General features: G+C 70.7%; 11 protein-coding genes. 6 read left to right on the top strand and 5 right to left on the bottom strand.

Going from position 1 to position 12057, the window contains the following annotated elements; translation table 11 throughout:
• Positions 1-44: 44 nt before the first annotated feature.
• Positions 45-1655 (bottom strand): methyl-accepting chemotaxis protein, encoded by a 1611-nt coding sequence (locus tag PO768_RS00150; protein WP_272644391.1) that lies wholly within the window; start codon positions 1653-1655, stop codon positions 45-47.
• Between the two features lie 137 nt (positions 1656-1792).
• Here PO768_RS00150 and PO768_RS00145 point away from each other — a divergent pair, with 137 nt between their 5' ends.
• Positions 1793-2419 carry a chloramphenicol acetyltransferase gene (locus PO768_RS00145; RefSeq protein WP_272644390.1) on the top strand — a complete coding sequence of 209 codons (627 nt, stop codon included), beginning with the start codon at positions 1793-1795 and terminating at the stop codon, positions 2417-2419.
• On the opposite strand, the gene xth is transcribed toward PO768_RS00145, so the two are convergent.
• Complete coding sequence (gene xth, locus PO768_RS00140) at positions 2420-3196, bottom strand: exodeoxyribonuclease III (RefSeq protein ID WP_272644389.1); 777 nt, start codon at positions 3194-3196, stop codon at positions 2420-2422.
• A 134-nt stretch (positions 3197-3330) separates the two neighbouring features.
• Between xth and PO768_RS00135 the strand changes: the two genes are divergently transcribed.
• From PO768_RS00135 to PO768_RS00115, 5 genes are all read left to right on the top strand, one after another.
• A complete protein-coding gene (locus PO768_RS00135; protein ID WP_272644388.1) occupies positions 3331-4380 on the top strand; it encodes a ligase-associated DNA damage response exonuclease in 1050 nt (349 codons plus the stop codon).
• A gap of 1 nt (position 4381) precedes the next feature.
• Entirely contained in the window at positions 4382-6043 is a 1662-nt protein-coding gene (locus PO768_RS00130) for an ATP-dependent DNA ligase (RefSeq protein WP_272644387.1), read from the top strand.
• 2 nt (positions 6044-6045) lie between these two features.
• Entirely contained in the window at positions 6046-8643 is a 2598-nt protein-coding gene (locus tag PO768_RS00125) for a ligase-associated DNA damage response DEXH box helicase (RefSeq protein ID WP_272644386.1), read from the top strand.
• A complete protein-coding gene (gene pdeM / locus PO768_RS00120) occupies positions 8640-9332 on the top strand; it encodes a ligase-associated DNA damage response endonuclease PdeM (RefSeq protein ID WP_272644385.1) in 693 nt (230 codons plus the stop codon). Before PO768_RS00125 ends, pdeM begins: the two co-directional genes overlap by 4 nt.
• Positions 9333-9409: 77 nt before the next feature.
• The gene (locus PO768_RS00115) at positions 9410-9898 is read left to right on the top strand and encodes a LapA family protein (RefSeq protein WP_272644384.1); all 489 of its coding nucleotides are present in this window, start codon (positions 9410-9412) and stop codon (positions 9896-9898) included.
• A 4-nt stretch (positions 9899-9902) separates the two neighbouring features.
• On the opposite strand, the gene PO768_RS00110 is transcribed toward PO768_RS00115, so the two are convergent.
• From PO768_RS00110 to PO768_RS00100, 3 genes are all read right to left on the bottom strand, one after another.
• A complete protein-coding gene (locus tag PO768_RS00110) occupies positions 9903-10436 on the bottom strand; it encodes an OmpA family protein (protein ID WP_272644383.1) in 534 nt (177 codons plus the stop codon).
• A gap of 5 nt (positions 10437-10441) precedes the next feature.
• Entirely contained in the window at positions 10442-11680 is a 1239-nt protein-coding gene (locus PO768_RS00105) for a sensor domain-containing diguanylate cyclase (RefSeq protein WP_262972859.1), read from the bottom strand.
• The coding region (locus PO768_RS00100) for a YfiR family protein (protein WP_272644382.1) at positions 11677-12057 on the bottom strand (381 nt) is incomplete at its 5' end. The genes PO768_RS00100 and PO768_RS00105, both read right to left, overlap by 4 nt.

Genomic DNA, 12057 nt, shown 5'->3' with positions numbered 1-12057 from the left:
TATTGCGAGTGTGTGCCTTCCTTGCTGGCGTGCGGGTCGTTCTCTCAGGCCGCACGGGCCTTGGCCTCGCGCCGCAGTGCCACCGCATCGGGCAGGGCGCCGGCGGATCGGCGGTCCAGCCTGAAGACCTGCAGCGCGGCCGCCACCTCGCCGGCCTGCTCCTGCAACTGGCTGCCGGCACGGGCCAGCTGCTCCACCAGGCTGGCGTTCTGCTGGGTGATGCCGTCCAGGTGCTGGACCGCCTCGTGGATCTGCGAGATGCCCATCAGCTGCTCGCGGGCGCCGTTGTCGATGCCGCCGATCAGCTGGGTGAAGTGCTCGACCGAGGCCAGGGTCTCGTCGATGCTCTCGCGCGCCTGGCGGGTCTGGCGCTCGCCGGCCTCGACCTTGGTCGAGGAGTCGTCGATCAGCTGCTTGATCTCGCGCGCCGCCGTGCTGCTGCGCTGGGCCAGCGCCCGCACCTCGGCGGCCACCACCGCGAAGCCGCGGCCATGCTCGCCGGCCCGGGCCGACTCGACGGCGGCATTGAGGGCCAGGATATTGGTCTGGAAGGCGATGCTGTCGATCACCTGGATGATCTCGCCGATGCGCTTGGACGAGCTCGAGATCCCGCCCATGGTGTCGGTGACCGAGTGCACCACGCCGGCGCTGCGGCGCGACACCTGGCTCAGCTGCTGGGCCACACCGCTGGCCTGCTGGGCCGCGTCGGAGCTGTGGCGCACGGTGGCGGTGATCTCCTCCATGCTGGCAGCCGTCTGCTCCAGGCTGGCCGCCTGCGACTCGGTGCGCTGCGCCAGATCCTGATTGCCCTGGGCGATCTCGGCGCTGACCACGCGCATCTGCTCCAGCTCGCGGCGGGTGTCCGACACCAGCGCCCGCATATTGACGGCCAGCTGGCGCAGCGCGCCCTCCAGGCCGGCTACCTGGGCGTGCCGGCCCGGTTCCAGGGTCTGGCTCAGGTCGCCGGCGGCCAGGCGGTTTGCATAGGCGGTCGCGTGGTCCAGCGCGGCGCGGCCCTGGGCGCTGGCCAACGCGGCGGCGGCGCTGGCCGCCAGGCCCAGCAGCGGGAGGGCTACCGCCAGTCCCAGGTTCTGGCCCAGCACCAGCCCCAGACCGCCGACCAGCGCGTAGCCGCCGGCCCAGCGCAGCGCGGGCGCGAAGCGGCCGAGGCCGCGCAGCCGGCCCGCCAGGTCTTGCCGCAAGACCTGGCCTCGCTGCAGCACATGCAGCAGGGCCCCGGCCTGCTTTTCCGCCCGCATCGTCGCGTACAGCGCCTCGGCGGCGGCGATCTGCTCGCGGCTGGCCTCGGAGCGCACCGACATATAGGCCACCGGCCGGTCGCCTTCCAGCAGCGGCGTGACATTGGCCTGCACCCAGTAGAAGTCGCCGTTCTTGCGGCGGTTCTTCACCAGGCCCGACCAGGGCAGGCCCGCGCCTATCGTGGCCCACATATCGCGGAAGGCCTCCTCGGGCATGTCGGGGTGGCGTCTCAGGTTGTGGGGCTGGCCCAGCAGTTCCGAGCGCTCGAAGCCGCTGACGGTGACGAAGGCCGCGTTGCAATGCAGGATGCGCCCCTTCAGGTCGGTGGTTGACACCAGGCTTTGCCCGCTCGGGAAGGGATATTCACGCGAGGTGACGGGAAGGTTGTTACGCATCAAAAACTCTCCAAGGCCGCGCCCGCACAATGGGCGACCCGACAAGAATGTCAGGGTTATTACGGCCTCGGCTTGATGCAGCTCAAGTCGCGGCGGGCTGGTAGCGCCGCCATTGCCACTGCCGGTACGATGTCACGATGCCCAGCCATCTTGATCTTGACAACTGGCCGCGCCGTGCGGCATTCGCGCACTTCGCCGGCCTGAGCCAGCCTTTTTTCAGCCTGTGCGGTCGCGTCGACGTCAGCGCCCTGCAGGCCCGGGTCGCTCAGCATAGTGGCGCGACCCTGTTTCTCGCCTATCACCATGCGGCCTTGCGCGCGGCCAATGAGGTCGAGGCCTTTCGCTACCGCCTCGACGAGGGCCGGGTGAAGGTGCATGAGCAGGTGGACGGCAGCACCACGGTGCTGCGCGAGGACGAGAGCATCGCGTTCGCGACCCTGCCTTACGAGCCTGACTTCGGGCGCTTTGTGGAGCGGGCGCTGCCGCTGCTGGCCATCGCCAAGGCGGGCGGCGCCGGCCCGCTGGAAGACGCCGATTCGCAGGCGATGATCCATATGACCACCATCCCCTGGCTGGCTTTCACGAGCTTCAGCCACGCGCGCGGGCCGGCGGCGCTGGACTCGGTGCCCAAGCTTGCTTTTGGCAAATTCAGCGAGGAGGGCGGTCGGCTCTGGATGCCGGTGGCCGTCGAGGTGCACCACGCGCTGATGGACGGCCTGCATGTGGGCCGTTTCTATGAGGCCATGCAGCGGGCGCTGCGCTGATCAGACCTCGATCTCGACGATCACCGGCGCATGGTCGCTGGGGCGCTCGTTCTTGCGCATCTGGCGGTCGATCACGCATGACTTGACCCCCGCCCGCAGTGCCTCGCTGACCAGGATGTGGTCGATGCGCAGGCCCTGATTCTTGCGGAAGGCGAGGTTGCGATAGTCCCACCAGCTGTAGCTCTTGGGTGCCTGCTCGAACAGCCGGTAGCTGTCGACCAGGCCCAGGTCCAGCAAGGCCTGGAAGTGGGCACGCTCCTGCGGCGAGCAGTGGGTCTGGCCGATAAAGGCGGCCGGGTCGTAGCAGTCGCGGTCCTCGGGGGCGATATTGAAGTCGCCCATCAGCACCAGCTTCGGGTGTGCCTTCAGCTCGCCGGCCAGCCAGCCCCGCAAGGCCTCCAGCCAGGCCATCTTGTAGACGAACTTGTCGCTGTCCAGCGCCTGGCCGTTCGGGAAATAGCCGCCGATCACGCGCACGCCGGCCACCGTGCCGGCGATCAGCCGGGCCTGCTCGTCGGCATAGCCGACGATGTTCTTGACCACGTCCTGGGCCGGCTCGCGGCTCAGCAGCGCGACGCCGTTATAGGTCTTCTGCCCGAACCACTGCACCTGGTAGCCGGCCGCGCCGATCTCCAAGGTCGGAAACTTGTCGTCGGTCAGCTTGGTTTCCTGCAGCACCAGCGCATCGACCGGGTTGGCGGCCAGCCAGTCCAGCAGCTGCGGCAGGCGCACGGCCAGGGAGTTGACATTCCAGGTGGCGAACTTCGAGACGGCCATGGCTTGGTTTTCTGCTGAGAGTTGTGGGGTTTGGGCTGCCAAGCCGGCTGTCGCCGACCGGCCAAGGTCAATGGTCGCCATCCTACAAGGTGGCGTCCTACAGCGCGCGCGCTGCCGCGCCCTTACCATCAGCCATGGGTTTCGACAACGATCTCATCGTCGCCCGCCCCGAAGGGCTGTACTGCCCGCCCGGCGATTTCTATATTGATCCATGGCGTCCGGTCGACCGGGCGGTGATCACCCCTGCTCACAGCGACCATGCCCGCGTCGGCCACGCCCACTACCTGGCCCACCATGGCAGCGCGCCCATCCTGCGCCGCCGGCTCGGCGAGGACATCACGCTGCAGACCCTGGGCTACGGCGAGCCGATCGAGCACCATGGGGTGAGGCTGTCACTGCATCCGGCCGGCCATGTGCGGGGCTCGGCCCAAGTGCGGCTGGAGCACGGCGGGCGGGTGTGGGTCGCCTCGGGCGACTACAAGCTGGAGGACGACGGCACCTGCGCGCCCTTCGAGCCGGTGCGCTGCGACACCTTCATCACCGAATCGACCTTCGGCCTGCCGATCTACCGCTGGCCCAGTCAGGCCGCGCTGTTCGCCGAGATCCGCGCCTGGTGGCAGGGTAATACCGAGGCGGGGCGGCCCTCGGTTCTCTATGCCTATGCGCTGGGCAAGGCGCAGCGCCTGCTGCATGGCTTGCGCGATGCGGGCATCGGCCCCATCGTCGCCCATGGTGCGGTCGAGCCGCTGAATGCGATCTATCGTGCGGCCGGGGTCACCTTGCCCGACACGGTCAGTGTCGGCGACGTGGGCTTGGACAAGGCCGCGCTCGGTCGCGCGCTGGTGATCGCGCCGCCCTCGGCCGGCCGCTCGCCCTGGATGCGGCGCTTCGGTGACTACTCGGATGCCTTCGCCAGCGGCTGGATGCAGCTGCGCGGCACGCGCCGGCGCCGCGGCGTGGACCGCGGCTTTGTCGTGTCCGACCATGCCGACTGGCCCGGCCTGCAGCGCGCGATCATGGCCAGTGGCGCGGAGCGTGTCTTCGTCACCCATGGCCAGGTGGCGGTGATGGTGCGATGGCTCAGCGAGCAGGGCTTGCAGGCCCAGAGCTTTGCGACCGAGTACGGCCACGAGGACGAGGACGCGCCGCCGGCGGCGGCCGCCGCTGCGGGCGAGGCCGGCTGAGATGGAGGCCTTCGCCGCGCTCTATCGCGCCCTCGACGCCTCGACCGCCAGCTCGGCGAAGCAGGCCGCGCTGCAAGCCTATCTGCGCAGCGCGCCGCCGGCCGATGCCGCCTGGGCCGTCTATTTCCTGGCCGGCGGCAAGCCGCGCCAGCTGGTGCCGAGCAAGCTGCTGCGCGAGTTGGCGCGGCGCGCGGCCGGCCTGCCGGAATGGCTGTTCGACGAGAGCTACGAGGCGGTCGGTGATCTGGCCGAGACGATCTCGCTGCTGTTGCCCGAATCCGCCGCCAGCACCGAGCTGCCCTTGGCCGACTGGATGGCGCAGCACCTGCTGCCGCTGCGGGGCCTGGCACCCGTGGCGCTGGAAGCCCGGCTGGCCGAGCAATGGCGGCTGCTGGCCGCCTCTCAACGCCTGGCCTACTTCAAACTGATCACCGGCAGCCTGCGCGTCGGCGTCTCGCGGCTGCAGGTCACGCAGGCGCTGGCCGCGGTCAGCGGCATCGATGCCAAGCGCATCGCGCAGCGACTGATGGGCTACACCCACATCGGCGCGCGGCCCGGTGCCGCGGACTATCTGGCGCTGATCGCGCCGGGTGAATCGGCCGACGGGGTCGACGCCGTCGTCGGTCAACCCTATCCCTTTTTCCTGGCCCATCCCTTCAACCTGCCCCTGGCTCAGTTCGAGGCGACGCTCGGGCCGCCGAGCGACTGGCTGGTCGAATGGAAATGGGACGGCATCCGCGCGCAGCTGGTCAAGCGCGAGGGTCAGGTCTCGCTCTGGTCGCGCGGCGAGGAACTGATCAGCGACCGCTTTCCCGAGCTGCAGCAGATGGGTACAGCGCTGCCCGACGGCACGGTGCTGGACGGCGAGGTGCTGATCTGGCGCGAGGCCCAGACCCAGCCGCGGCCCTTCGCCGAGCTGCAGCAGCGCATCGGCCGCAAGCGCTTGAGCGCCAAGCTGCTGCGTGAGCTGCCGGCCGTGCTGTGCGTCTATGACCTGCTCGAAGCACAGGGTCAGGACTTGCGCGGGCAGCCGCAGCACGCGCGCCGCGCACAGCTGGAAGCCCTGGTCGCCGCGCATCCGCAGCCGCAGCTCGGGCTGAGCCCGCCGCTGCACGGCGAAAGCTGGGTCGATCTGGCCCGGCAGCGCGAGCAGGCGCGCTCGCTCGGCGTCGAGGGCATGATGCTGAAGCGGCGCGACGCGCTGTACGGCGTCGGCCGCACCAAGGACGTCGGCGTCTGGTGGAAATGGAAGATCGATCCGCTCTCGGTCGACGCGGTGCTGATCTACGCGCAGCGCGGCCATGGCCGCCGTGCCAGCCTCTATACCGACTACACCTTCGCGGTCTGGAGCGGCCCGCCCGAGGATCCGGCGCGCCAGCTGGTGCCGTTCGCGAAGGCCTACTCGGGGCTCAGCGACGAGGAGATCCGGGTGGTGGACGCCATCATCCGCAAGACCACGGTCGAGAGCTTCGGCCCGGTGCGCAGCGTCACGCCCAGCCTGGTGTTCGAACTGGGCTTCGAGGGCATCGCGAAGAGCAGCCGGCACAAGAGCGGCATCGCGGTGCGCTTCCCGCGCATGCTGCGCCGGCGCGAGGACAAGCCGGTCGACGAGGCCGACACGCTGGCCACGCTGCAGGCCCAGCTGAATGGGGAGGCTGACTGACGATGGCCGCTACCCGCAAGGCCAAGCCGAGCCCGGCCGAAGCCTGGCTGCGCGAGCGCGGCTGGCAGGCCTTCGGCTTCCAGCGCGAGGTCTGGCGGGCGCTGGCCGAGGGCCGCAGCGGGCTGCTGCATTCGAGCACCGGCAGCGGCAAGACCCTGGCCGTCTGGCTCGGCGCGCTGCAGCAGTTCGGCGGCCTGCCCGGTACCGGCGGCAAGGCGCCGCCGCTGACCGTGCTGTGGATCACGCCGATGCGCGCGCTCGCGGCCGACACCTTGCGTGCGCTGCAGCAGCCGCTGCCGGCGCTGGCGCCCCACTGGAGCAGCGGGCTGCGCAGCGGCGACACCACATCGGCCGAGCGGGCCCGCCAGGACCGGCGGCTGCCGACCGTGCTGGTGACCACCCCCGAGAGCCTGTCGCTGCTGCTGGCGCGCGCCGATGCGGGGGAGGTGCTGAAGCAGGTCCGGCTCGCCGTCATCGACGAGTGGCACGAGCTGCTGGGCAACAAGCGCGGCGTGCAGACCCAGCTGGCGCTGGCGCGGCTGCGCCGGCTCAATCCGCAGCTGCAGAGCTGGGCGCTGTCGGCCACGCTGGGTAATCTGCCCGAGGCGCTGCGCGCGCTGACCGGCGTGCCGGCCGACGACCTCCATCCCGCGCCGCTGCTGGTGCAGGGCGAGACCGACAAGCGCCTGGTGATCGACACCTTGCTGCCCGCGTCGGCCGAACGCTTCGCCTGGGCGGGCCATATGGGGCTGCGCATGCTGCCGCAGGTGGTGCAGGCCATCGAGGAGAGCGAGAGCTGCCTGGTCTTCACCAATATGCGCTCGCAGGCCGAGCGCTGGTATCGCGCGCTGCTGGAGGCGCGCCCCGACTGGGCCGGCGTGCTGGCCCTGCACCATGGCTCGCTGGACCGCGAGCTGCGCGACTGGGTGGAGCTGGGGCTGAAGGAGGGCCGGGTCCGCGCGGCGGTCTGCACCTCCAGCCTGGATCTGGGTGTCGATTTCCTGCCGGTCGACCGCGTGCTGCAGATCGGCTCGGCCAAGGGTGTCGCGCGCCTGCTGCAGCGCGCCGGCCGCTCCGGCCATGCGCCGGGCCGGCCCTCGCGCATCACGCTGGTGCCGACGCACAGCCTGGAGCTGGTCGAGGCGGCCGCCGCGCGCGACGCGGTGCTGGCCGGCCAGATCGAGGCCAGACCCTCGCCGCAGCAGCCGCTGGATGTGCTGGTCCAGCATCTGGTGACGATCGCGCTGGGTGGGGGCTTCAAGCCCGACGCGCTGTATGCCGAGGTGCGCAGCAGCGTCGCCTATCAAGACCTGTCCCCCGAAAACTGGCAGTGGTGCCTGGACTTCGTGCGCCAGGGCGGGCCCTCGCTGGCGGCCTATCCCGACTACCGCCGCGCCGCGCCCGATGAAGGGGGCGTGTGGCGGGTGGCCGACGCACGCCTGGCGCGGCGCCATCGCAGCAATATCGGCACCATCGTCAGCGACGCGGCGATCAGCGTGCAGTACCTCGGCGGCGGCAAGCTCGGCACGGTGGAGGAGAGCTTCATCGCCCGGCTGCAGCCCGGCGACTGCTTCATGTTCGGCGGCCGGCTGCTCGAACTGATCCGTGTCCACCAGATGACGGCGCTGGTCAAGCGCGGCACGGCCGGCAGCGCGGCGCTGCCGCGCTGGAACGGCGGCCGCATGCCGCTGTCCAGCACGCTGGCCGATGCGGTGCTGCGCAGGCTGGAGGCGGCCGACGCCGGCCGCTTCGACACGCCCGAGATGCAGTGCGTGCGGCCGCTGCTGGACCTGCAGAAAGCCTGGTCGGCGCTGCCGACGCCGCAGACCTTGCTGGCCGAAACCTGGAAGAGCCGCGAGGGCTGGCATCTGTTTCTCTACCCCTTCGCCGGCCGGCAGGTGCATCTGGGCCTGGCCGGGCTGCTGGCCTGGCGCGCGGCGCAGCCCGAGACCGGCACCTTCTCGATCGCGATGAACGACTACGGTTTCGAGCTGCTGAGCGCCAAGCCGATCGACTGGGCGGCGCGGCTGCCGGCGCTGCTGGCGCCGCCGGACGATGCCGGCGCGCTGCTGCCCCAGGTGCTGGCCAGCCTGAACGCGACCGAGCTGCAGCGGCGGCGCTTCCGCGAGATCGCGCGGATTGCCGGGCTGATCTTCCAGAGCCATCCGGGCGAGCAGCGCAGCAACCGCCAATTGCAGGCCTCGGCCTCGCTGTTCTTCGAGGTCTTCCAGCAGTACGACCCGGCCAACCGCCTGCTGGCCCAGGCCGAACAGGAGCTGCTGAGCCATGAGCTCGACGTGCGCCAGCTGATGGCCGCGCTGACGCGGATGCAGGGCCAGGTCTTGCGCGTGCAGGTGCTGAAGAAGCCGACGCCACTGGCCTTCCCGCTGCTGGTCGAGCGCTTCCGCGAGAAGCTGAGCAATGAGGCGCTGAGCGATCGCATCGCGCGCCTGGTGGCCGATCTGGAGCACAGCGCCGGCGGCGCAGCGGCCGTCAGCGCAGAGCAGGCCAAGGCCGCGCTGGCGCTGGACTCGTCCAGCCCGCCGCCGGCGCCGCAGCAAGCCGCGCGCGAGCAGCGCCGGCCAAGGGTGCGACCATGAACGAAGCGACGCCGGCCGGCGCGCTGGGCCTCGATCTGGCCGGTGAGCGTGTCGACTTGCTGCCCGAACGCGCGCTCTGGTGGCCGCGCGAGCGCACGCTGGTCGTCGCCGATGTGCATCTGGGCAAGGCCGCGAGTTTTCGCGCCCTGGGCCTGCCGGTGCCCAGCGGCACCACCCGCGAGAATCTGCAGCGCCTGTCTGCCTTGGTGCAAGGCCTGCAGGCGGACAGGCTGCTGGTGTTGGGCGATCTGCTGCATGCGGCGGCGGCGCAGCAGCCTCAGGTGATGGCGCCGCTGCAGCGTTGGCGCGAGGCCCATGCGGCGCTGGACTGCCTGCTGGTGCGCGGCAATCACGACAGCCATGCCGGCGATCCGCCAGCCGCGCTGCGCTTCACGGTGGTCGACGAGCCCTACCGGCTCGGCCCCTTCGCCGCCTGCCACCACCCGCAACGGGTGGCGGGCAGTCTCGTGCTGGCCGGGCATCTGCACCCGGCCGTGCTGCTGCGGGGACGCGTACATGAGCGCCAGCGCTTGCCCTGCTTTGTCTGCAACGAGGGTCTGCTGATCCTGCCCGCCTTCGGCGCCTTCACCGGCAGCACGACGCGGCATCCGGGCGGCCACTGCTACGCGATCGGTGCGGGCCGGGTCTGGACGCTGCCGGTGAGCCCGCGCGAGGCCAGCCTTGGATGACCTGCACCAGGGCGGCCGATGGTGTTAGGGTCACGCGATGGCGGTGAATCGTCACCGTCTGTCGATCGGGAGAATGAATGATGAATTTGCGTGCCGTCGCGATTGCCGTGGTGCTGGCTTTGCTGGCGATTTTTGCGATGCTGAACTGGGTGCCGTTCACGACCCCGACACCGCTGACCCTCGGTTTCACCGATGTGAACGCGCCGCTGGGCCTGATCATGCTGGTCGTCACCGGCGGGGTCAGCGCCTTGTTCCTGATCTACATCCTGTTCCAGCAGGCCGGTGTGATCATGGAGTCGCGCCGCTTTGCCAAGGAGCTGAAGGCGCAGCGCGAGCTGGCCGATCAGGCCGAGGCCTCGCGCTTCACCGAGCTGCGTGGCTTTCTGGAGGCCGAGCTGCGCCGCATCGAGGCGCAAAGCGCCGCGGTCGGGCGTGAGACGGCGGCCCGGGTCGAGCAGCTGGAGCAGCGGCTGCTGCAGCAGCTGGGCGAGTCGACCCGCAGCCTGTCGGCCTATGTCGGCGAGGTCGACGACAAGCTGGACCGCGCCTTCCCGCGACCGAGCTGATCGCTCAGGACGAGGGCGCGATCAACGCGACGCGCCGGTTCTGCGCGCGGCCACTCTCGCTGGCGTTGTCGGCGATCGGCTTGTCCTTGCCGAAGCCGCGGACCACCAGGCGTTCGGACTTCATGCCGGCACCGGCCAGCACCTGGGCCACGACGGCGGCGCGGCGCTGCGACAGGCGCTGGTTGTAGTCGGCCTCGCCGACGTTGTCGCTATGGCCCTCGACCCGCAGGCCGTCGATGCCCACCTCGCTGAGCGCGCGCGCGATGCGCTGCAGATTGGCGCGCTGCTGCAGATTCAGTTGCTCCGAGTTGAACTCGAACAGCAGGCTGGCCGCCAGACTCAGCTCCCAGCTGTCACCCTGGGCGACAAAGCCCAGCTCGCGAAAGACCTGGGTCTGCTGAGCGTTCCAGATCGAGGGCACTGCCGCACCGGGTACGGAGGGGCCGGGATGCTGGCAGGCCTGCAGCGCAAGCCCGAACAGCAAGACCAGCAGGGACGACAGATAGCGCGGGGTGGGCAAGAGGGCGGTACTGCTCATGGCGATCAACTCTGGGCTGGAGAACTGCGGGAAGGGGAGCCTTGTTTGCTGCGATACATGGCCGCATCGGCGGCCCGGAACAGCGCCTCGGCACTGTCGCCGTCATCGGGGAACACGGCCACGCCGACGCTGACACCGGGCACCACGCTGCCGGCGCCATGCAGTGCCACCGGCACCGACACGGCCGAGCGGATCTGCTGCACCACGCTCTGGGCATCGCTGGCATGGCGCAGCGGCTCGATCAGCACGACGAACTCGTCGCCGCCGAGCCGGCCGACCAGGTCGTTCTCGCGCACCGCGCTGCGCAGGCGTTGCGCCACCGCGGTCAGCACCAGGTCGCCGGCTTCATGGCCATGGTGGTCATTGATCTGCTTGAACTTGTCGGCATCGACGAACAGCAGACCCAGGCTGGTGCCGGCGCGGCGGGCGCGCGCTATGGCCTGGGCCAGGCTGTGCTCGAAATGGGCGCGGCTGGCCGCGCCGGTCAGGCTGTCGTGGCGCGACTGGAAGGACAGCGCCTCATGGTCGGACTGCAGGGCCTGGTGCCGGCGCAGCAGCTCGGCCTCGCGGGCCTGCACCTCGGCCAGCAGCGCATTGAAGTCGGCGCTCAGCTCATCGATCTCCAGCACCGTGGCCGGCGGTGCGCGCCGCGCGAAGGCACGCTCGTTGCGGATCGCGCGGGTATGGGCGGCCAGTGCGCGCAGCGGGTCGACCAGCAGGTGCTCGAGCCGGCGCGATACCAGGGCCACGGCCACGCCGGTCAGCGCCATGCCCAGCAGCACGCCGGCCAGCGACCACAGCAAGGCGGCCAGCAGCAGACGGCTGTCGCCACGCAGATGCACGGTGGCCGCGGTGCCGCGGCGGCCGTCACTGATGGGTGCACTGGCCTCGACCGGCAGCAGCCAGCGCGCCAGCGTCCGGTCGAGCAGGCTCTCGTCGCCACGCTGGTAGCTGCTCAGCGCCTCGCCCGAAGCCAGCGTGATGCGCGCGCTGGCGACGCCCTCGCTTTCGGCCACGGCGGCCAGCAGCTCGCGCGAGGCGTCGGCATCGCGGAACACGACGGCGGCTTCGGCCGAGTAAGCGATCGAGCGCGCCACCAGCTCGAGGTTGTGCTGCTGCGACAGGCGCAGCGACAGCAGCAGGCCCAGGGTCAGCACCGAGCCGACCGCCAGCAGTGCCACCAGCGCCACGCGCAGATGGCCGCGCCGCAGGATGGCGCCGAGGCTGGCGCGCTTGTCGCTCATGAGGAGCTGGCCGCGCGCGGGCGGGCCAGGCGCAGCACCAGCGGGTTGACGCGCAGACCGCTGCGCGCCACCGCGTCCAGATTGACCTCGAAGCGCAGGCCCGCGGCGGCTGGCTCCAGGCAGAACAGGCCGCCGTCGCTGCAGAACTCCGGGCCGCGGCCCAGGGTCAGCACCGGCCTGGCGGCCAGGCTGCGCAGCGCAGCGCGCTGAACCTCAAGCTCCCAGCCGTCGAAATAGACCGCATCGCAATCGGTGGGCAGCGGCAGCAGCGCCTCGATGGCACGGGCGCGCAGCGGCCGGCCCGATTTGGCCTGCTCCAGGTGGGCGAGGATGGCGGCCGCCTCGGCGGCCTGGCGGCTGATGCAGACCTGAAGCGG

This window comes from Paucibacter sp. XJ19-41 (assembly GCF_028462495.1).
In the GTDB taxonomy this organism is placed as follows: Bacteria; Pseudomonadota; Gammaproteobacteria; order Burkholderiales; family Burkholderiaceae_C; genus Roseateles_E.
The sequence above is the reverse complement of the archived record's forward strand: the minus strand, read 5'-3'. Positions and strand labels throughout refer to the sequence as shown.